Origin of the sequence: Raineya orbicola (genome assembly GCF_002843425.1) — a bacterium.
GTDB classification, from domain to species: Bacteria; Bacteroidota; Bacteroidia; order Cytophagales; family Thermonemataceae; genus Raineya; species Raineya orbicola.
The window spans coordinates 53,724-73,716 of record NZ_NKXO01000015.1 but is presented as its reverse complement, the minus strand read 5'-3'; the positions used below and the strand labels follow the sequence as shown (position 1 = coordinate 73,716).

Below are 19,993 nucleotides of genomic sequence, written 5' to 3'. Positions count from 1 at the left end.
GCTATAAGTATTTTTTTTATACCTCACAAAAAAACAATAAGGATTTTCTTAATGATGAAATCTTTCTTAATTTTGTTAAATTAAACGCCGTCAATATCCACTAATTCATAACTTGGCGGTCATATTGTTCAAATACAAAAATATAATAAAAATTATGTAAGCATAATATTTTTCGGCGAAGTGTCTAAAATACTCGGTGAAAAGATTTTTTATTTATACGAACTGCAAGCATTAGCTTGCATAATTTTTTCAAGAAAAGTACAACTCAAACTAAAAAAACTTATATTTGAGCCTTGAACCAAAATTTTAATTTTCTATGCTAATAGGAGTACCCAAAGAAATCAAAGCGAATGAAAATCGTGTGGCGGTTACACCTGCGGGGGTAGCCGAGTTTCGCAAACGCAATCACGAAGTATATGTACAAGCCTCAGCAGGCGAGGGCAGTGGCTTTTCTGATGAAGAGTACCGCAACGCAGGTGCTACGATTTTGCCTACCATAGAAGAGGTGTATGCCAAAGCAGAAATGATTATCAAAGTAAAAGAGCCTATTGAGCAAGAATATGGCTTAATCAAATCGCATCATTTGCTTTTTACTTACTTTCACTTTGCCTCTTCTGAAACGCTCACGCGTGCAATGATTGATAGCAAATCTGTTTGTTTAGCTTACGAAACCGTAGAAAAAGCCGATAGAAGCCTGCCATTGCTGATACCAATGTCGGAAGTTGCAGGTAGAATGGCAATTCAGCAAGGAGCAAAGTATCTGGAAAAGCAGTTCAAAGGGCGTGGTGTGTTGCTTGGAGGGGTACCTGGGGTGAAGCCCGCAAATGTTTTAATTTTAGGCGGTGGCATTGTAGGTACTCACGCTGCATTTATGGCGGCAGGGTTGGGGGCTCATGTAACCATTATGGATATTAGCTTGCCACGTTTGCGTTATCTTGCCGAAATTATGCCTCGTAATGTGCAAACCGTGATGTCTAACGAGTACAATATTCGTGAGGCGATTAAGGTTTCAGATTTGATTGTTGGGGCGGTGCTTATTCCTGGTGCCAAGGCTCCTCATCTCATTACCCGTGATATGCTTAAACTGATGCGTCCGGGAACGGTGCTGGTAGATGTTGCCGTAGACCAAGGCGGTTGCATTGAAACCTGCAAACCTACTACTCACGAAAACCCTACGTATATCATTGATGATATTATTCATTATTGCGTAGCTAATATGCCTGGGGCAGTGCCTTATACTTCTACGGTAGCTCTTACCAATGCAACTTTGCCTTATGCTATTCAACTTGCCGATAAGGGTTGGAAACAAGCCTGCAAAGATAACAACGAACTGAAATTAGGTTTGAATGTTATCAAAGGTGATGTTGTGTATAAAGGTGTTGCCGATGCCTTTGGCTTACCTCTGGTTGATGTAAATACACATTTGAGCTAAATAATAACTGAACACCGAATACAATGCCACGAAAATTTTATATTTTTCGTGGCTTTTTTTTGGCTAAAAGTTCTAATTTTGCAAAAAAATATATTCCCCTCTGCTTTTATGGACTTAAACTCTTATCTGGGTGCAATAGAGAACTTTTTGCAAAAAAGCACCTATGGCACTCAACCTGCTGAACTTTACGAACCTATACGTTACATAATGAATTTGGGTGGAAAGCGTCTGCGTCCTGTTTTGGTGCTTTTGGGATATGAAATTTTTGATGAAAATTGGCAAAGAGTAGTACCTGCTTCGGTGGCTGTGGAAGTTTTTCACAATTTTACCCTGATGCACGATGATATTATGGATAAAGCTCCACTTCGCCGTAATCACGCTACGGTGCATACCAAATGGAATGAAAATATTGCTATTCTTTCGGGAGATGTGATGCTTGTAAAGGCTTACGAAATTCTGCTACAAGGGGTTGAAGATAGATTTTTGCGTTCTGCCTTGCAAAAATTCAGTCGTTGTGCTACTTGGGTATGCGAAGGGCAACAATGGGATATGAATTTTGAAACCCGAAATAATGTAAGTATCACCGAATATTTGGAAATGATACGCCTCAAAACGGCTGTACTTTTGGGTTTTGCTTTAGAATTAGGGGCTATGTTGGCAGGGGCTAATGAAGTAGAGCAGGAAAAAATTCGCCTTATTGGTGAAAATATGGGTATGGGTTTTCAACTCAAAGACGATTTGCTTGATGTGTATGGTAATCCTGAAAAGTTTGGTAAGCAAGTCGGAGGGGATATTATTGCCAACAAAAAAACCTATTTGCTTATTGAGGCTTTACAAAATGCTCAAAATGAAATAAAAACCGAGCTTTTGAATTGGCTTTCTGTAAAAGAATTTAACCCACAAGAGAAAGTACAGGCGGTTACAGCAATTTACAATCAGTTAGGTATGAGAGAAAAAACAGAAACTATTATTCAAAATTACTTCCAAAAGGCTTTTGATAGCCTTGCGGAAATTCAGGCTACTGAAAACGCCAAAGAAAAACTACGAAACTTTATGACTTGGCTCATTGAGCGTGAAAGCTGATGCGAATATATTGCAAAGAAAAATTTTTATCCCAAATCTATGAACACTATACCTCCTTCCGAGCTTATCATCAACAAAGATGGTAGCATTTACCACTTGAACTTGAAGCCCGAAAATATTGCTGAAATTATTTTGGTTGTAGGAGACCCTAACCGTGTGCATAAAATCAGCAAATATTTTGATAAAGTTGAATTTGAAATGAATAAACGTGAGTTCATCACGCATACAGGCGTATACAAAGGGAAAAGAATTACGGCTATTTCCTCGGGAATGGGAACGGATAATGTGGAAATTTTACTTACCGAGCTTGATGCTCTCGTAAATATTGATTTGAAAAAACGACAGCCTAAATCTGAGCATACTACGCTGAAAATTATTAGAATAGGTACATCAGGGGCTTTGCAAGCGGCAATAGGTTTGGATAGTTTTGTAGCTTCTTCCTATGGCTTGGGCATAGATACTCTAATGACCTTCTACAATTTAGAACAAACCGATTTTGAAAAAAATTTCAGCCTCAACCTGCAAAAAAACTTGCAATTGCCTTTTACGCCTTATTGTGTGAGTGCTTCGGAAAAACTCTTGCGAACGTTTGCCTTTGATATGATAAAAGGCGTAACGATAACAGCACCGGGCTTTTACGCTCCACAAGGTAGAAAGGTGCGTTTGCCCATCCGCTATCCGTATTTAGTTGATGCTTTAAGCTATTTCCATTGCCAAGACACTTGGATAACTAATTTTGAAATGGAAACAGCGGGTTATTATGCAATGGCTCGTTTGCTGGGACACGAAATGCTTTCGCTCAATGCGATTGTTGCCAATCGTATTACCCAAGAGTTTTCTAAAAATGCTGAAAAAACCATTGATGAACTTATTCGTTTGGCATTGGAAAGAGTAGAAAAACTTTAATTGGCAGTGTTTTATGAGTGTTTGTTGAACTTTTTGCCATAAAAAAAGTTTGTATAAGAAATCTTTGTTTTATGCGAAAGGAAACCATTACACTGAACATTACGCTTGATGAAAACAATGTTTGCGAGAAAATTCATTGGGATGCCACTCAAAAGCCTGAACCCGGTTTAGAGCAAGCCAAAGCTATTTCGCTTGCCATTTGGGACGGCTGGGGCAAAGGTACGCTCAAAATAGACCTTTGGACAAAAGAAATGGAAGTAATGGAAATGAAACGCTTTTGCATAGAAACCATTTCGGGGCTTGCCGATACCATTCGCATTGCCACTGGTGATGAAGTAATGGCGATGGAAATGGAAAACATCTGTAAACGTATGCAAGACCGCCTCGAAGCCGAAGTAAAACAAATGCAGCAGATTGGATAAATAACGTTTAGCGTAAATAAATGTTTATGATTTTTCCGAAAGGCTATCTTTCGGAATTTGTTTTTTGGGTTTAGGACTATTTTTGAATTCTGTGAGCAGTTGTTTGATGCGTTGCAAGTCGGGAATGGTATTTGCTGAAAAAGAATAATGAAATAAAATGACATCAGTAATTTTATGTTCTTCAATGGTTTTGAGTAAATTTTTGTTCCAATACCGATAATCTACTACCCAAACTTGCTCGTAATGTGCAACCAAATAAGGTGCAAAAGCATTGCCATAAGAGTTTTTGATTATCATTGCTTTTCTGCCATTTTTGAGATTTTTGTTAGTAATTTCTACCAAAGAAAAATCATCACCAAAATACACGCTATAAGCCGAAGGACCTTTGGCAAACTCTGCAAAAAGCAATGCTCCCATACGCTTTTCGGGATTTTTTTTGCCATTGCAAAAAGCGGTATATTCTACGGCGGGCTTGTAATATATCACAGAGTCAATATTTTCTTTGAGGCGTTTGTCGCGAGTGAGCCAATACATTGACCCCAGAAATCCATTGATAACTTTTCGCTCCATTTTTTCCAAAGGTAGAGGCTCAAAACCTGCTTGCTTGCAGAATTCTACGTAGGCATAATAAGCCCCCAATCCTGTCCAGTGGTGGTCGGTGTTGAAGTAGATGTATTCGTTTTTGTGCTTGTAAAGCGTACTCACTACATCGATACTTTTTACGCTCTCATTTAGTTGGCTGTAGCAGTATTCAATATTACTTTTTTCAGAGCTATGGCGGTATTTGTGAGGCAAATAAAACTCTTGATGTGTGGGTACAATAGCCAAATATACTTGTGCTTTGTCGTTAAGGGTTTTTTGGTAAAAATTGGCTACTTCGGCACAATATTTCGCAGAGGCTTCTATACCGCCGAAAAGTTGTATTGCCATTGCATTGTAAATCATTACGCCTTTTACAGGTGATTTTTCAGCTTCTCCCTCTATAATTTCATTTTCAGGGTTTATATTCTCTTGGTTTTGGGTCAGGGAACTATCCATAGCATTCATTTCAGTATTGGTAACTACCTCTTGCTTGTAAAAGCTCACTTCATCATTTTTCCACCCTCGCCAACTTGCAAAGGTAAAGTTGGTTTGCACAAAACCCTCTCTAAAAGGGAAATTATCAGCTACGTACAAATCCAAGCTATCCATAAATATTCCTTTCCAAAAAGATTTCCAAGAAAATTGAGGCATTGGGGTTAGCTTGCGTTTTTCAAATTCAGAAATATCTTTTTTAGGAAGAAAAACAAAAAGTATCCCAAAACTCATCAGAAGCCCCACAAAAAGAAAGGTACTTACACGCAAAAGCCAAAGTTTAGAGTGCATAGTTATTTCAAAAGGATCTTATTTTTTAGTATAAATGTAAGAATGGTGAAGTTTTTTGATACAAATTACAAAGTTAAAAAAGTATTTTATTCCAAAGGCTATGTTTAAGCAAAAATTTTATGCCCAAAAGTCAAGCAAGTTTTTGATGGCATCTTGGAAAAGTTTAGGAGCTTTAATGCCCAAAATGAGTTCTCCGTTTTCGTTGAGTAAAAAGCCAATTTCTATTTCTATAATTTGCTGTTCTGTGCTACCGTAAAGCACCACAGTTCGCAAAATTTTGAAATTTGGGTAATACTTTTTGATGTAATTTTTCTCAATAAAATCATAATTGGCAAGTTCGGCAATGCCCTGCGAACGAAATTTGTACTTTTTGCCTTCAATGTTTATCACTTCGCTACGCCCAAAATCTATCAAAATCAAGTCGGGAATATGAATAATTTGGTCTTTGTCGCCTGCTTTGTATTTTTCTCGGTCTTTATATTTTGCTAACGGAATTGTTTTGCCTTCTTTTGTAATAAAATAACCTTTTTCACTGCCTGCGTGGTTTTCAAAAATGGAATAGCCTTGCGTAAAATTCTCTACTACCAAATGAATAAAAATTGTCCCTAATTTCTCGCCTTCGGTGTCGTATTCCCAATAATTTGCATTCAATTCTGCTTGTGGTACTTCCAACCCCTGCAAAGAAATGTCTAATTTATTGGCTATTTGGATAAATTTGTTGGTTTTCCCTACGTGCTTTTGCTCTAATCCGTGTTGTGTAATTTCTAATTTTTTTGTCCAACCCAATTTGCGTAAAACCGCACAAATAATACTCAAAGCCCCAATATTTGGGTCGTGAGAAAGTCCGCCACTTTTATAAAGTCTGCCCGAAATCTGAATTTTATCCTGCAATTTTGTAATCAAAACAGGTACATTTCCCGCAGGTGCTTTTCGCATATTTGCCTTAAAATCAATAATTTCGTCTATACTTTCAAAAGGTTTGAAAATATTTTCATCTAATTTTTTACCTAAAATCTCAACACCCAAAGTAAGTAGTAGTCTTGTACCAAAAATGTAGGTTTCTGTTGGTTTTTCCTTTTGCTCTACTTGCAAATTGTAAAGCATTATCATTCTTACACTTGGGTAGTAATTTTTGATAAATACAAACTTGCTACAGCGCTGATATACGCCTGTATTTCGGCTTTCTTTATCGTCTGTTTTGGTTTCTTCTATGGCATAAATAGGCGTATCTGCTTGTGTAGGCTGGTTTTCTTGGTAGAAAACCAGAAAATCTGTAAAACTTGAATTGCCTGAAACGATTTTGATAAAAACCTTATTGACTTTGTTGCACCGAAAACCCGTTACTTCGTAAGTAAATGTAAATTTGTCATTTTCCAAAATGGGTAAAATCCGCAAACTGTCCATAAAACACGCAAAACCATAATCTTTCGCGAATTTTTGAAAGATAATTTTCAAGACTTCTTTTTTCGGTCTTTCTTCGGTGAGTAGCCAAAGGTTATTTTTCATTTCGTTTCAAAATATAAAGTTGTTCTTGAACAAATTTTTTGGTTTTGCTCTCACCGTTTGAATTTGACTTAAACCGCAAATAATCAAATTCTACCAATTCCACTTCACCAAAATTACTTAAAACGGATAAAATTTTATCTTGTGGCATAATACCTTCGCTGTTGTAACTCAAAACTAAATATTTATAATGTGCATTTTTTGCAATGTTGCAAAGTTCTTTTAAGCCTGTTTCTGCATTGCAAAACTGCGATTTTTGGTTTTCATAATTTCGCATACCCGACACACCTTTTATTATCGGATTATCATACTTTGCAATAGTTTCCAATAAATGATAATTCGGGGCATATTGCCTTTGATTGTAAGGAGGGTCTAAATACATAATATCCGTTTGAATTTCTGAAATCAGCTCAACCGAATTTTGATTAAAAACCTTGTTTTCCTTGCCGCTAACAATGATTTCAACAGGTCGCAAAGTCAATTTTTTGACTGCTCTTGCATCCCAATTTTTCTGAAATGCGGCATAAACTCCTGAAATATTGGCATAATAAGGCACAGTTTCTATCAAACAAGCCAACAAAATATAATATTCGTTTTCGGTTAATAAGTTTTCATTTTTCCAAGTTTCAATTTGCTGTCTGATAGCGTCAATAATTTTCCCGTTTTCATTGCTAAAATACATTCTTGGAATGTCTAAACTTTTCGTTCCTTCGGGTGTGTAATTCTGAAAAATGAAACCTTCTCGTTGCGGTATGGTATTCAGATAATCAACTACCTGCATTAAAGGACTTGCAAAAAGTGAATAGTTTTTTTTGTCAATTTCTGATAATAATTTTTCAAAACTTGGTACTTCGTTATTTGCAATGTAAGCCTTTTGCAAGACGAAAGAAAAATACAACAAATCAGAAGAGAAAATTTGATAACCTTTCTTTTTGAAGAACTGCCCTACATTGCTTGTACCTGCAAAAAAATCAAAAAATGAAGTTCCTAAAACTCCTTTACTTTGCAAAATCTGATAAATTTTTTCTACCAAATTTTCCTTGTTTCCAATAAATCTCATCTAAAATCAAACAAAGTTTTAGGTTTTTCGGCTTCGTAATTCGTTATTAAAACTTCCACGCTTGCATTTTTATCACGCACCAAAGTTTGATAATTTGAATTGCTATAATCTGTGCGTAAATAATTGACTTTCAAATGTTTATTTTTGTTGAGCCAATTTTGTAGAATTTCATTTTTTTTACCTTTATGCACTAAAACGTTGGATAAGGCAAAACGAATATTTTGTTGGTGTAGGCTTTCTAAAATTGACAATAGTTTGTGTTCTTGTGTTTCGTTCCAACCTGTAAAACCACGTTTGCCGTCATTATATGTACCTAAACTAATCAAATAAGGCGGGTCGCAATACACAAAATCGTTTTCGGTTAAATGCGAAAAGTCAAATTTTTCAAAATCAAAGCAAGTAAATTCAACGTTTAAAGCCTGAATTTTACGCACAAATTTAATTAGATTTGCCCGCATTGTGTCATTAAAACTGCTTCTTTCTCGCCCAAAAGGATTGTTAAACTCGTGAGAGTTGTTGAAACGAATTTGATGATTAAAGGAAAAAGCCACTAAAACGAACAAATCCAAAGGATTTTTATGTGTGTTGTAATATTCACGTAATCTTTTGTAACCTTCTTCGTTTGTTAAGGATAATTCAAATATATTTATTTGATTTTCAATATATTGTAATATTTTCGTAAGGCTATTTTTTTGAAACTCTTGATACATTTCCACCAAAAATTTCAGGTTGTCGTTACAGATTATTTTTTCTGCTTTTACATTCAAACCCACATTACATCCACCTGCAAACAAATCAACAAAAGTGCTTATTTGTTTTGGAAACAAAGGTAAAATCTGCCCCAAAAGCTTATATTTCCCGCCAATGTAGTTCAGTGGGGACTTGATAAGTTTAGAAGTTACTATTTTGTATGGTGCCGCTATCATTTTTTATCTACCTTATAAATAACTCACCATTCTACGAATATTCCAAATATTATAGAAAATAGTAATAGCAAGGAACAAGATTTCAAACAGAATAACCCAAGGTTCAAAATCAGAAAAATAGGTTACGCCTCTTTGTTGCATAAAGCTGTAAAATGCAAAAATTAAGACATTTGCCATAACTATTCCCAGCACACCAAAACCAAGTATAAAACGCAAAAAACTGCTAATCAGATAGTTTGCTAAAACTTTATGCGTATAACCTAACTGCAAAAGCAAAGCAATTTCATTTTTGGCTTCGCTCAAAATTAACTTGAAAGTCAGCGTAATAATTACTACCGAAAGCAGTACAAAGGCAATGCCTAAAATTCCAATTGCTCCGACAACTTCTACCACTTGTCCCGCAATCTGACTGATAAGCGTTTTTTCTTTGCTTACTTGATAGTTTTTTTCTTTCAAATATTGAGCAAGTTCGGGGTTGGCGGGGTTTTTCACTTTCAGAACAATGCGTGCAGGGTCGGAGGTAGCGTCTTTGTTGCCAATGGTTTCATTAGCCCATTTCAAAAAACTTTCGGGAACTAAAATAGACGGAATACGCTCTTCAAAACCTGCAATACGCAAATTCACAATTCTTTCACCTCTGTTTGTGTATATGCGTGCCTGAATGGTGGGTAAAGTGGGTAAAATACTTTCGCTAAGCAGGGGCAATCCTTGCGAAGGGGCATACACAAAATTGTATTGGTCAACAAAATCTTTGGGAATAATGACAGGCACATATTTGCTTTCAGGAGTCCAGTTCCACTTGGGAGGGAGTTTCATCAAAAATTCATCGGCGACTGCTTCAAAAAAAAGTTCCGTCTGAAATTGAATAAAGTCGTTTCCATACGCCCATACTTTGAAATTTCCTGACTGAAAAACACCTAATTTTTCAGTAAAAGGTTGCTTGCGAAGTTCTTCTAATTCGGTTTTAGAGAAACGAGATGCCCCCAAAACATTCAAAATTGTTACTTCTTTGCTTAAAATAATGTAGTTAGGCAAGTTGGTTTCATTGCTGAAAGTTTTGCGTATTTGTAAATATACATAAAGCGAGACAATCATCAGGACAAAGCCCAATAAAAAGCCAATTCCTGCGAAAAAAAGTTGTTTCTGACTTTTTTCTGTTCGGAAAATTTTTTGCAGAGCAGAATGAATTTTTTTGCTAGCGGTAGCAGTCATAGTGGTTTTGAAAATGCAATTTTAGAAAAATTTTGTATCTTTGGCAAATTTTGCTCAAATCATAGGGATATATGTGGAAAAGAATTTTGCTTCTAATAGTTTTGGTGTATTTGTTTTTACGCTTTTGGAGGCTTATTTTTGCTTGGCTTCGTTATCATTTAGGAGGCGAAACCAAAAAAGTTCATATACATATCACTCACGAACATATTGTTTCAGAAAAAAATAGGCGTAAAATCAAAGATGAAGGCGAATACGTAGATTTTGAGGAAGTGAAGTGAAAGTATTTTTGAAACTAAAAACTCATTTCAGTTATGATGCAGGTTGGAATTATTATGGGAAGCCAATCCGATTTGCCTATTATGCAAGAGGCGGCGGATTTTCTTTCGGAAATGCAGATACCTTACGAACTTACCATCGTTTCGGCACATCGCACTCCTGAAAGAATGTTTGAATATGCAAAAACTGCCTATCAGCGAGGCTTGCGGGTGATTATTGCGGGGGCAGGTGGGGCGGCACATTTGCCGGGTATGGTGGCTTCGCTTACGGCTTTGCCTGTAATTGGCGTACCTATTAAGTCCTCAAATTCTATTGACGGTTGGGACTCTGTGCTTTCTATTTTACAAATGCCCGCAGGTGTGCCTGTGGCAACCGTGGCTTTGAATGGTGCGAAAAATGCAGGTATTTTAGCAACAGAAATTTTAGCTACTTCCGATGAAAAAATTTATCAAAAGCTCATTACTTTCAAAGAAAGTTTGAAAGAGAAAATTCACAAACAGATTGAAAGTTTGAAAGGTTAAAAATTTGGAATAAAAACGCAAAAATTTTTGCTTTTTAGATTTTTTTGTTATTATTTTGCAGTTTTGAAACTAATTTACCTTGCACTTTGTTATTTCAATGCTTATAGGCAGAAATCACAGAAATTGTGAAAGCAATTTCCGTGTATCTGTTTTTTTATGTTTTAACCAAACTACGTTAAAAAATGAGACAGCTCAAGATTAGCAAACAAATTACTAATCGCGAAAGTCAATCTTTGGACAAATACCTCCAAGAAATTGGAAAGGTAGATTTGCTTACGCCTGATGAGGAAGTAGAGCTTGCCAAACGTATCCGAGAAGGCGACCGCTTGGCTTTGGAAAAACTTACTAAGGCGAATTTGCGTTTTGTGGTATCGGTTGCCAAGCAGTATCAAAATCAAGGACTTTCCTTGGGCGACCTCATCAACGAGGGAAATTTGGGGCTTATCAAAGCCGCCCAACGTTTTGATGAAACGCGAGGTTTCAAATTTATTTCCTATGCTGTTTGGTGGATTAGACAATCCATTTTGCAGGCTCTTGCCGAGCAATCGCGTATTGTTCGCTTACCTTTGAATAGGGTAGGTTCGCTCAACAAGATTTCTAAAACTTTCTCTGAATTAGAGCAAAAATTTGAAAGAGAACCCTCTCCCGAAGAGCTTGCCGAAGTTTTAGAAGTGGCTACTTCGGAAGTAGTAGATACGCTGAAAATTTCGGGTAGGCACGTTTCTATGGATGCCCCCTTTGTGCAAGGCGAAGAAAATAGCCTTTTAGATGTTTTAGAAAATGATGGTGAAGAAAGCCCTGATACAGGTCTGATAAATGACTCACTACGCAAAGAAATTCAGAGAGCTTTATCTACGCTCACACCTCGCGAGGCAGATGTCGTAACGCTTTATTTTGGTTTGAACGGGGAAAATGCTCTTACATTAGAAGAAATTGGCGAAAAATTTAATCTTACACGGGAGCGTGTGCGTCAGATTAAAGAAAAGGCTATTCGCCGTTTGCGTCATACTTCACGCAGTAAGGCTCTCAAACCTTATTTGGGATAAGAATTACTCAAAGAATTGTGAAAAGCCTTCCGAAAGAAGGCTTTTATTTTTTCACAAAAAACCCCTTGAAAAAATCTTTTTTTCACGCAAAATGTTGTTATATTGCAGGGCAAAATAAAAACTCAACTTGTTATGGCAATCATTGAGCAAAAAGTTCCCGCTTTGGGCGAATCTATTACCGAAGTTACGGTGGGTTCGTGGTCTAAGAAAACAGGCGACCGCGTAGAATTAGATGAGGTGATTGGTGTGTTGGAATCAGATAAAGCTAGTTTTGATATAACCGCTGAAAAAGCAGGTATTCTTGAAATAGTGGCTACCGAAGGTACTACTTTACCCATTGGGGCGGTGCTTTGTAAAATACAAACCGAAGCCGCTCAAATTTCTACTCATACAAGCATCAACAACGACACAAATAAATCTACTCCAAGTGCTTCGTCGAATACGAATAAGGGAGATGTAATAATAATGAAAGTAAAACCTTTGGGCGAGTCTATTACCGAAGTTACATTGGGCAATTGGCTCAAAAAAGAGGGCGATTTTGTAAAAATGGACGAAGTGCTTGCCGAAATTGAATCAGACAAAGCTACTTTTGAATTAACTGCCGAAGCAACAGGTATTTTACACATTACAGCTCAATCGGGAGCTACGCTCAAAATAGGAGATGAAATTTGCAAAATTGAAGTTACTGAAGCAGTAAGTATGTCTGATACTACTACCTTAAAAGCATCAGAAACAACTACCTCTTCAAGTTCTGAAAAAGTTGATAGTTACGCAAAAGGACACCCTTCTATTTCTGCTTCTAAAATTTTAGCAGAAAAAGGCATTGACCCTACCGATGTGAAAGGTACGGGCGTAGGAGGCAGAATTACCAAAGAAGATGCCTTAAAAGCCGAAAAGAAAGAAACTAAACCTATGGCAGAAGTGAAAGTTGAAAAAGAAAAAACAGAGGTTTCTACTATCAGTGAAGTAAAAGGTTTGCGTGAGCAAAAAGAGGAAAAAATGACCTCTTTACGTAAAACCATAGCCAAGAGGCTCGTTGCCGTGAAAAATGAAACGGCAATGCTCACGACCTTCAATGAGGCTAATATGAAGCCCATTATGGACTTACGTGCCAAATACAAAGATAAATTCAAAGAAAAACACGGAATAGGGCTGGGCTTTATGTCGTTTTTTGCGAAGGCTTGTGCTACGGCTCTTTTGGAGTTTCCTGTTATCAATGCCCAAGTAAATGGCGATTATATTGTATATCACAATTTTGTAGATATTTCAGTAGCAGTTTCTACGGATAAAGGTTTGGTAGTACCTGTACTACGAAATGTAGAACAAATGAGTCTTGCAGATATTGAGCGTGAGATAGCTCGTTTGGCTGCCAAAGCTCGTGAGGGCAAACTTACCATTCCTGAAATGACAGGCGGTACTTTTACCATTACTAATGGCGGTGTTTTTGGCTCTATGATGAGTACGCCCATTATCAATGCCCCACAATCGGCTATTTTGGGTATGCACAACATTGTGGAGCGTCCTATGGCGGTAAATGGAGAAGTGAAAATCTTACCAATGATGTATTTAGCTCTTTCTTATGACCACCGCATCATTGATGGTAGAGATTCGGTGAGCTTCCTTGTACGAGTAAAACAACTCTTAGAAGAACCTGAAAGAATGTTATTACAAGTGTAAAAAATGTAAAGGCGACTTCGGTTGCCTTTTTTTGTTTGGCAGGAAAGATGTATATTTGTAAAAACTTCTAACTATGATACTCAATCCCAAAGTTGATTTAGTGTTCAAAAAACTTTTTGGTTCAGAGGAGAACAAAGACATTTTGATGTCTTTGATAAATGCTATCTTGCCTCCTCATCAACAAGTAGCAGATATAACTCTGAAAAATCCTTACAACTTTGCCGATTACATAGAAGGCAAACTTTCTATTTTAGACATTAAAGCAGAAAGTGTTGATGGCAGGCTCTTTGATATTGAAATGCAAATTCGTTCAAGCAAATTTTACGGAAAAAGGGTGCTTTTCTATTGGGCAAAAATGTACGGCTCGCAACTGGATTATATCAACGAAATACCTACCGCCGATAAACAACTTGAAGAAATGGAACGCTTATCTCAACTTGAACGAGAAGGTAAGTTGGGCTACTCAGGTTTGAAAAAATGTATAGTCATAAGTTTGATGGACTTTAATTTTTTCAATGACGAAAGATATAAGCGTTATTTTACACTCAAAGATGGTGATACCAATGAAACCAGTGAGGATTTGGACTACTTAGACCTTTATTTCATAGAACTTCGTAAGTTCAAAGATGAACTTACAGGTGTGAGAAGCACTTTGGAACGTTGGATAGCTTTTCTGAATAACGCCTATAAATTCAAAACACAGCAATTGCCTCAAGAATTAGCAGAAATTCGTGAAATTCAAAAAGCGGATTTACGCCTAAAAGCTATGTACCTTGATGAGCAAGAACGTATGTATTATGACTCGCAACAAAAATTTTGGTTAGACCAAATTTCTTATGTGGTTGAGTCTATCAAAAAAGCAAGAGAAGAAGGTTTGCAAGAAGGTCGTGAGGAAGGGAAAAAAGTAGGAAAAAAAGAAGGTATTGAAGAAGGTATAAAGGAAGGTATAAAAGAAGGTATAAAAGAAGCAAAACTTTCTACTGCCAAAAACCTGATAAAATTAGGATTTGATGATGAAATTATCATTCAGGTTACAGGTTTGGGAAAAAACGAAATAGAAGCATTACGAAAAGAAGTAAGTTGATTTTACAAGTTTATCCTGAAACTGCCTTTTTCAAAAACATTATGCACTTGAATTTGTTTTTTTTGGGCTTGTAGAGTAATCTTTTGGGCTATGTACCTGCTATTTGAGCCGTCAATAATGAGCATTTGGGGTGCTTTCCGAAACTTGCTTAAATCTTTAATGGCATTCCTCTGAATAATACAGAAATTTACCTCGGGCAAAGCATTGATTTTCACCCAATCATTTTTAGTGATTTTATTTTGTAAGAAAACAAAATTTTTTCCTGCATAGTGCCAAAATTGCCAATTACCAAAATTGTGTAATTTGGGACTTTTCTGATACAATTTTTCTTTTGTGCCGAGTTTATCTAAAAGATTTTTGGTATTGAAATTAAGTCTGCCTATTGAAAGCGAGGTATCTGACCAGATTTGCGACCTAAATCCTTCTGTCAGGCTAAATGCCCAAGATTTTGGAATAGCATACACCACAAAAACCCGTTGATTGTATTGCTGTAAATTCTCCCAAACAAAAGAAAAGCTCAAAAAAGCATACGAAATCACCCCTAAAACGAGAAAAGCAAATTTTTTTGTTTCAAAAAAAGCTATTATTAGCAAAATGGCAAGTGTTAGAGCAATTGCCTGTGGAGCATCTAACACCAAGCAGGTCGTCGCATAGTCTAAATTTTCTACACCGAATACAATTTTATTGCAAAGCCATATACTTTTTTCTAAAATATACCCAATTATTGTAGGTAAATAAGGCAAAAAAGAAGTTGAAAGTAAGGCTATCCCTAAAATTAGGACTACTTCCCCGATTGGAACGAGTAATATACTTGCGATTATTCCATAGGTAGGATATTGGTGAAAATGATACAAACTCACAGGTAATGTGAAAATCTGTGCCGCAACAGAAACACAAGTAGTTTGCCACAGAAAGTGGGTAAATCTATGAGTAGGTTCGTAAAGAGAATAAATTTTAGGGTAAAAATATACAATGCTCAAAACAGCTAAATACGAAAGTTGGAAACCTACATCTATCAAGAGAAAAGGGTCATAAAGGAATAACAAAAATGCTGATGCAGCCATTGTGTTGTAGATGTTGGTATTGCGATGGAGATTTTGAGCGATGGTAATCAGTGAGAACATCATCGTAGCACGAAGTACTGACCCCGAAAAGCCTGTTATGAGGGCATAAAGCCATAGTATCAGTAGCATCAGCAATATGTAAATAATCTTGCTTTGATTTTTCTTACGCAAAAAGCCTAAAAATACGTTCATCAAGCCAAAAAGGATACCTACGTGCATACCCGAAACCGCCAGCACGTGCGTAACACCTGCATTCGTATAGGCTTGTTTCAAATCTTCGTCTAAATGATGTTTGATACCCAAGACCAAAGCCGCTGCAATGCTGTATTCTTGCTCTTTTGAAATATTTTGGGCAAATACAGCATCGCAATAAGTACGAATTTGGATAGCCCAATTCTCAAAATATTCGTACCAAGCGATTTCTTTACTCACCCAAGCTATTTCATTTTTTTTGAGGTATTGCTGATGATAAATATTTTTCAGGGAAAGAAATACTCTGTAATTGAATTGAGCTTCATTCAGCGGTTCAGGAATAAGTTGTAGCTTATTTTTGGCGATAAAAATATCACCAAATTCAGGTTTATGTTCAGTTTTTTCTAAAAAAACATTGATTTTGTCAATAGCTTTCAGCCAAAGGCTATCTGTGTAAATTTCAGTAATTTCCGCCACAAAATGATAACTTTTAGATTTTTCTTGTATTTCTGAAATAACACGTGCCTTAAAATACGTAAAATTTTCCTTTTGGTTTAAGATGTGATGAGGTAGATTTGCTTGGTTACGAATATAAACAATCGTAATTCCTGCAAGCAGTAAAATCAAGTATCCTAAAAAACTTTGCCAAGGTGAAAATCTAAAACGTAAATGTTTAGGCAAAAATTTCCACAAAGCAATATAAATCAAAGCAAGAACAAAGATAATTCCCACCAAAGCGATGTGATACCATTGCGAAAAATAGCCTATCAAAATGCCTGTGGCAAAAGGCAAAAGAAATTTAACAAAAGAAGGCAAACTCTGCATAAAACAGATATTTGCCTTTCAAGATATAGAAATTAAGAAAAAAAACAAAATTTGTTGTGTTTGTATTCAAAGAGAAGCTGGTAGTCAAAAGTTTTAACTTTGAAGCTTATCTTTTGAAAGAGAAGCAAGAGCATAATTAGGTGCATCTTTTATGCTAAGTCCTACCAACAACCAACCTATGATGAAAGCTATTCCTCCTACGGGGGTGATAGCTCCTAATACTTTGATTTGCGTGAGGGCAAGTACATATAAAGAACCCGAAAAAATTAGAATACCTACCAAAAAACACCAAAATGCGACTCGCGTAATTTTATTTTGAGGCAAAACTGAAATCAGAGCAAGGGCAAAGATATGATAAAAATGATAACGATTGGCAGTTTGAAACACTTCGGTATAGCCGTTTTGAACAAGTATTTCCTTGAAGCCGTGAGAGCCAAAAGCCCCCAAAGCTACTGCTGTACCGCCCAAAATGCCAATAATTTGAAATTGCAGTTTCCTACTCATAAGTGTTTTTTGATTTTTTTAAGATTAAGAATGGTAACTTTTTCTGTAACCGCCAAATATTGGTATTGTCTTCATAAGACACTTCCACTTCGTCCATAATATTTTTGACCAGCGTCAGCCCCATACCACCTTTGCGTTTTTGCTTTTTGAGGTCTTGCAGATTGGCATCTTCGTGTTGGGTGAGGTCAAAATAGGGAGAATTATAGTCATAAATTTCAAAAGTTACTTCACCTGCATTTTCAGAGAGGGAAATATCAATATCTTTTTGCATATCACTTTTGGCAGAATGAATGATAAGATTGGCAAGTATTTCATCAACGACTAAAATCAGTTGGTTTCTTTCTACTTCGGGGACTTGCATTTGGGCAAAAATATTTTCTAAAAAAGTACGTACTTTTTTGAGATTTTTCTTTTCTGCTTTTATACTAATGTTGTATTTCATACAAGTTTAGGGGTTAAAAGCTCTTAGGTTGGGGTTGTTCAAGGGCTCAACTTCAACCTTCTAACCTCAATCGTTGAACTTCAACAGGCTTTCAGTTATTGCCATATAGGCTTTAATATTCAAAAAATAATTACTTCACAGCTTGCAAGGCTAAATCTTGGTTAGGATAATATTTTATGAGTTCGCCAAGTCCTAAAATATCAAAAACATTTTTCACTTTTTCATTCATAGAGCAAAGAGCAAAAAATATGTTTTTTTCTTCCAAATCTGAAAGATGAGACATAAATACCCCCAAACCTGCCGATGAAATATAATTCAATTTTTCACAATTTACTATAATGGCTTTTTCATTGCGTTGAATAGCTTCTTGCATTGCATTATCTAAAATAATAGAAGAAGAGGCATCTAAATCACCCTCTACGTGCAGTAAATAAACATTGGCTTGATGTTCAGCGGTTAGGTTCATTTTTTATTAAATTACGTGCAGAACTTACACAAAGTTACATTTTGGCTCAAAAAGTAGGTTATTTTTTTGTAAAAAGTTTGCAAATTTTATTGTAAATACTTGTTATTAAGTGCTTTATGAATTAAATAAAAGTCTATTAGTACAATAGCCGCCATAGCCTCTACAATAGGCACGGCACGTGGTACTACACAAGGGTCGTGTCTGCCTTTGCCTGTAATTTCTATGTTTTCACCTTGTAAATTGATGCTTTCTTGGTTTTGCATAATTGTTGCCACAGGCTTGAAAGCTACTCGGAAATAAATATCTTCTCCATTAGAAATACCGCCTTGTATGCCTCCTGAGAAGTTAGTTTTGGTGCGAATTTTATCATTTTCTTTGTAAAAAAGATCATTATGCTCCGAACCTTTCATTTTTACGCCTTCAAAGCCGCTGCCATATTCAAAACCTTTTACGGCATTGATAGAAAGCATTGCTTTGCCGAGTTCGGCGTGCAACTTATCAAAAACAGGTTCGCCCAAGCCCACAGGCACATTTTTGCATACACAAGTAATTACACCGCCAATGGTATCACCTTGCTTGCGAATTTCTTTGATGTAAGCTATCATTTTTTGAGCCATTTCGTTATCAGGACAGCGAACTTCGTTATTTTCTACTTGGCTCAAATCCAACTCTTGATAAGATTTTTGTAAAATAAGTTCTCCAATTTGTGAGGTATAAGCCTGAATTTCAATACCTAATCTTTTAAGAAAGAGTTTTGCAACTGCCCCTGCGGCTACTCGGGCAAGGGTTTCTCTTGCCGAACTTCTGCCCCCGCCACGATAATCTCTAATGCCATATTTCATTTGATAAGTAAAATCGGCGTGAGAAGGACGAAAAGCCTCTGCTAAATGCGTATAGTCTTTGCTTTTGGCATTTTCGTTCCAAACGAGCATAGCAATAGGCGAACCTGTACTTTTGCCTTCAAAAACGCCTGAAAGAATTTGAATTTGGTCGCTTTCTTTGCGTTGAGTAACAATAGCTGATTGCCCAGGGCGGCGTCTGTCCAATTCCTTTTGAATGAAATTGAGGTCAATTTCAATTCCCGCAGGACAGCCATCTATCACTACGCCCACTGCAAGCCCGTGCGACTCACCGAAAGTAGTTATACGAAACAAATTACCATAGCTATTAGCCATTGCGAGGTTATTTTAGCCTATACACTTACTTCTGCTTTAATAGCAGGGTAGGGGTCGTAGTTTTCTAACGTAAAATCTTCATAGCGGAAAGCAAAAATATCTTTCACAGCAGGATTGAGCCGCATAGTAGGAAGCGGTCTTGGAATGCGAGTAAGTTGCAGTTTAGCCTGCTCAATATGGTTGAGGTACAAATGCGTATCGCCGCCTGTCCAAATAAATTCGTAAGGTTCTAAATCGCAGACTTGGGCTATCATCATTGTAAGCAGGGCATAAGAGGCAATATTGAAAGGTACTCCCAAGAAAACATCAGCAGAACGTTGATAAAGTTGGCAAGAGAGTTTGCCTTCGGCTACGTAAAATTGAAACAAAGCGTGGCAAGGCATAAGTTTCATTTTGGGTAAATCCTCCACATTCCACGCCGAAACAATTATTCTACGACTATCAGGATTGTGCTTGATTTGGTGAATAGCTTCTGCAATTTGGTCTATACTTTTGCCATCGCGAGTTTGCCAACTACGCCATTGTTTGCCATAAACAGGACCGAGTTCGCCATTTTCATCAGCCCATTCGTCCCAGATGGTTACGCCGTTTTCTTTCAGGTAACGGATATTCGTATCGCCTTTCAGAAACCATAAAAGCTCGTGAATAATAGATTTGACGTGAAGTTTTTTGGTCGTAACAAGTGGGAAACCTTCTTGCAGATTAAATCTCATCTGATACCCAAAAATACTCAAAGTACCTGTACCTGTGCGGTCTGATTTCTGAATACCTTTCTCTAAAATATATCGGAGTAAATCGTGATAGGTTTGCAT

At 36.7% G+C, this 19,993-nt stretch carries 20 protein-coding genes; 9 read left to right on the top strand and 11 right to left on the bottom strand.

Annotated features, from left to right (window positions below; genetic code table 11):
* Positions 1–316 precede the first annotated feature (316 nt).
* The 4 genes from ald (at position 317) to gldC (ending at position 3,843) form a co-directional block, all read left to right on the top strand.
* Positions 317–1,432 (top strand): alanine dehydrogenase, encoded by a 1,116-nt coding sequence (gene ald, locus Rain11_RS06040; protein WP_101358444.1) that lies wholly within the window; start codon positions 317–319, stop codon positions 1,430–1,432.
* A 78-nt stretch (positions 1,433–1,510) separates the two neighbouring features.
* Positions 1,511–2,515 carry a polyprenyl synthetase family protein gene (locus Rain11_RS06035; protein WP_317042747.1) on the top strand — a complete coding sequence of 335 codons (1,005 nt, stop codon included), beginning with the start codon at positions 1,511–1,513 and terminating at the stop codon, positions 2,513–2,515.
* Positions 2,516–2,554: 39 nt separating this feature from the next.
* On the top strand, positions 2,555–3,421 hold the full coding sequence (locus Rain11_RS06030; protein ID WP_101358443.1) for a nucleoside phosphorylase: 867 nt from the start codon (positions 2,555–2,557) through the stop codon (positions 3,419–3,421).
* 71 nt (positions 3,422–3,492) lie between these two features.
* Positions 3,493–3,843, top strand: coding sequence for a gliding motility protein GldC (gene gldC / locus Rain11_RS06025; RefSeq protein WP_101358451.1), 351 nt, complete (start codon positions 3,493–3,495; stop codon positions 3,841–3,843).
* Between the two features lie 24 nt (positions 3,844–3,867).
* On the opposite strand, the gene Rain11_RS06020 is transcribed toward gldC, so the two are convergent.
* The 5 genes from Rain11_RS06020 to Rain11_RS06000 form a co-directional block, all read right to left on the bottom strand.
* Positions 3,868–5,208: a DHHW family protein gene (locus tag Rain11_RS06020; RefSeq protein ID WP_101358442.1), complete on the bottom strand. Its 1,341-nt coding sequence runs from the start codon at positions 5,206–5,208 to the stop codon at positions 3,868–3,870.
* Positions 5,209–5,325: 117 nt separating this feature from the next.
* On the bottom strand, positions 5,326–6,714 hold the full coding sequence (locus tag Rain11_RS06015; RefSeq protein ID WP_101358441.1) for a hypothetical protein: 1,389 nt from the start codon (positions 6,712–6,714) through the stop codon (positions 5,326–5,328).
* Positions 6,704–7,771 (bottom strand): DNA adenine methylase, encoded by a 1,068-nt coding sequence (locus tag Rain11_RS06010; protein WP_101358440.1) that lies wholly within the window; start codon positions 7,769–7,771, stop codon positions 6,704–6,706. Before Rain11_RS06010 ends, Rain11_RS06015 begins: the two co-directional genes overlap by 11 nt.
* Positions 7,768–8,697, bottom strand: coding sequence for a DNA adenine methylase (locus Rain11_RS06005; protein ID WP_101358439.1), 930 nt, complete (start codon positions 8,695–8,697; stop codon positions 7,768–7,770). Before Rain11_RS06005 ends, Rain11_RS06010 begins: the two co-directional genes overlap by 4 nt.
* A 12-nt stretch (positions 8,698–8,709) precedes the next feature.
* Entirely contained in the window at positions 8,710–9,909 is a 1,200-nt protein-coding gene (locus Rain11_RS06000) for an ABC transporter permease family protein (protein ID WP_101358438.1), read from the bottom strand.
* Between the two features lie 71 nt (positions 9,910–9,980).
* Between Rain11_RS06000 and Rain11_RS05995 the strand changes: the two genes are divergently transcribed.
* The 5 genes from Rain11_RS05995 to Rain11_RS05975 all read left to right on the top strand — a co-directional run bounded on the left by Rain11_RS05995 (position 9,981) and on the right by Rain11_RS05975 (position 14,513).
* Positions 9,981–10,187, top strand: a complete 207-nt coding sequence (locus Rain11_RS05995) for a DUF4834 family protein (RefSeq protein WP_101358437.1) — start codon at positions 9,981–9,983, stop codon at positions 10,185–10,187.
* A 33-nt stretch (positions 10,188–10,220) separates the two neighbouring features.
* A complete protein-coding gene (gene purE, locus Rain11_RS05990; RefSeq protein WP_101358436.1) occupies positions 10,221–10,706 on the top strand; it encodes a 5-(carboxyamino)imidazole ribonucleotide mutase in 486 nt (161 codons plus the stop codon).
* A 182-nt stretch (positions 10,707–10,888) separates the two neighbouring features.
* Positions 10,889–11,752: a sigma-70 family RNA polymerase sigma factor gene (locus Rain11_RS05985; RefSeq protein WP_101358435.1), complete on the top strand. Its 864-nt coding sequence runs from the start codon at positions 10,889–10,891 to the stop codon at positions 11,750–11,752.
* A gap of 132 nt (positions 11,753–11,884) precedes the next feature.
* The gene (gene odhB / locus Rain11_RS05980) at positions 11,885–13,429 is read left to right on the top strand and encodes a 2-oxoglutarate dehydrogenase complex dihydrolipoyllysine-residue succinyltransferase (protein ID WP_101358450.1); all 1,545 of its coding nucleotides are present in this window, start codon (positions 11,885–11,887) and stop codon (positions 13,427–13,429) included.
* A gap of 73 nt (positions 13,430–13,502) precedes the next feature.
* The gene (locus Rain11_RS05975; RefSeq protein ID WP_101358434.1) at positions 13,503–14,513 is read left to right on the top strand and encodes an Rpn family recombination-promoting nuclease/putative transposase; all 1,011 of its coding nucleotides are present in this window, start codon (positions 13,503–13,505) and stop codon (positions 14,511–14,513) included.
* A gap of 2 nt (positions 14,514–14,515) precedes the next feature.
* On the opposite strand, the gene Rain11_RS05970 is transcribed toward Rain11_RS05975, so the two are convergent.
* The 6 genes from Rain11_RS05970 to Rain11_RS05945 form a co-directional block, all read right to left on the bottom strand.
* Positions 14,516–16,594 carry a ComEC/Rec2 family competence protein gene (locus Rain11_RS05970; protein WP_101358433.1) on the bottom strand — a complete coding sequence of 693 codons (2,079 nt, stop codon included), beginning with the start codon at positions 16,592–16,594 and terminating at the stop codon, positions 14,516–14,518.
* A 93-nt stretch (positions 16,595–16,687) separates the two neighbouring features.
* Positions 16,688–17,098, bottom strand: coding sequence for a DUF423 domain-containing protein (locus Rain11_RS05965; RefSeq protein WP_101358432.1), 411 nt, complete (start codon positions 17,096–17,098; stop codon positions 16,688–16,690).
* A complete protein-coding gene (locus Rain11_RS05960; RefSeq protein ID WP_101358431.1) occupies positions 17,091–17,540 on the bottom strand; it encodes an ATP-binding protein in 450 nt (149 codons plus the stop codon). Before Rain11_RS05960 ends, Rain11_RS05965 begins: the two co-directional genes overlap by 8 nt.
* 130 nt (positions 17,541–17,670) lie before the next feature.
* Positions 17,671–18,006, bottom strand: a complete 336-nt coding sequence (locus Rain11_RS05955; RefSeq protein WP_101358430.1) for an STAS domain-containing protein — start codon at positions 18,004–18,006, stop codon at positions 17,671–17,673.
* Positions 18,007–18,092: 86 nt separating this feature from the next.
* On the bottom strand, positions 18,093–19,181 hold the full coding sequence (aroC, locus tag Rain11_RS05950; RefSeq protein WP_101358429.1) for a chorismate synthase: 1,089 nt from the start codon (positions 19,179–19,181) through the stop codon (positions 18,093–18,095).
* A gap of 17 nt (positions 19,182–19,198) precedes the next feature.
* Positions 19,199–19,993, bottom strand: a complete 795-nt coding sequence (locus Rain11_RS05945; RefSeq protein WP_101358428.1) for a thymidylate synthase — start codon at positions 19,991–19,993, stop codon at positions 19,199–19,201.

What these genes read in the sequence shown, in the direction of transcription:
- ald (WP_101358444.1), top strand. Translation starts at nt 317, where the DNA reads ATGCTAATAGGAGTACCCAAAGAAATCAAAGCGAATGAAAATCGTGTG.
- Rain11_RS06030 (WP_101358443.1), top strand. Translation starts at nt 2,555, where the DNA reads ATGAACACTATACCTCCTTCCGAGCTTATCATCAACAAAGATGGTAGC.
- gldC (WP_101358451.1), top strand. Translation starts at nt 3,493, where the DNA reads ATGCGAAAGGAAACCATTACACTGAACATTACGCTTGATGAAAACAAT.
- Rain11_RS06020 (WP_101358442.1), bottom strand. Translation starts at nt 5,208, where the DNA reads ATGCACTCTAAACTTTGGCTTTTGCGTGTAAGTACCTTTCTTTTTGTG.
- Rain11_RS06015 (WP_101358441.1), bottom strand. Translation starts at nt 6,714, where the DNA reads ATGAAAAATAACCTTTGGCTACTCACCGAAGAAAGACCGAAAAAAGAA.
- Rain11_RS06010 (WP_101358440.1), bottom strand. Translation starts at nt 7,771, where the DNA reads ATGAGATTTATTGGAAACAAGGAAAATTTGGTAGAAAAAATTTATCAG.
- Rain11_RS06005 (WP_101358439.1), bottom strand. Translation starts at nt 8,697, where the DNA reads ATGATAGCGGCACCATACAAAATAGTAACTTCTAAACTTATCAAGTCC.
- Rain11_RS06000 (WP_101358438.1), bottom strand. Translation starts at nt 9,909, where the DNA reads ATGACTGCTACCGCTAGCAAAAAAATTCATTCTGCTCTGCAAAAAATT.
- Rain11_RS05995 (WP_101358437.1), top strand. Translation starts at nt 9,981, where the DNA reads ATGTGGAAAAGAATTTTGCTTCTAATAGTTTTGGTGTATTTGTTTTTA.
- purE (WP_101358436.1), top strand. Translation starts at nt 10,221, where the DNA reads ATGATGCAGGTTGGAATTATTATGGGAAGCCAATCCGATTTGCCTATT.
- Rain11_RS05985 (WP_101358435.1), top strand. Translation starts at nt 10,889, where the DNA reads ATGAGACAGCTCAAGATTAGCAAACAAATTACTAATCGCGAAAGTCAA.
- odhB (WP_101358450.1), top strand. Translation starts at nt 11,885, where the DNA reads ATGGCAATCATTGAGCAAAAAGTTCCCGCTTTGGGCGAATCTATTACC.
- Rain11_RS05975 (WP_101358434.1), top strand. Translation starts at nt 13,503, where the DNA reads ATGATACTCAATCCCAAAGTTGATTTAGTGTTCAAAAAACTTTTTGGT.
- Rain11_RS05970 (WP_101358433.1), bottom strand. Translation starts at nt 16,594, where the DNA reads ATGCAGAGTTTGCCTTCTTTTGTTAAATTTCTTTTGCCTTTTGCCACA.
- Rain11_RS05965 (WP_101358432.1), bottom strand. Translation starts at nt 17,098, where the DNA reads ATGAGTAGGAAACTGCAATTTCAAATTATTGGCATTTTGGGCGGTACA.
- Rain11_RS05960 (WP_101358431.1), bottom strand. Translation starts at nt 17,540, where the DNA reads ATGAAATACAACATTAGTATAAAAGCAGAAAAGAAAAATCTCAAAAAA.
- Rain11_RS05955 (WP_101358430.1), bottom strand. Translation starts at nt 18,006, where the DNA reads ATGAACCTAACCGCTGAACATCAAGCCAATGTTTATTTACTGCACGTA.
- aroC (WP_101358429.1), bottom strand. Translation starts at nt 19,181, where the DNA reads ATGGCTAATAGCTATGGTAATTTGTTTCGTATAACTACTTTCGGTGAG.
- Rain11_RS05945 (WP_101358428.1), bottom strand. Translation starts at nt 19,993, where the DNA reads ATGCAAACCTATCACGATTTACTCCGATATATTTTAGAGAAAGGTATT.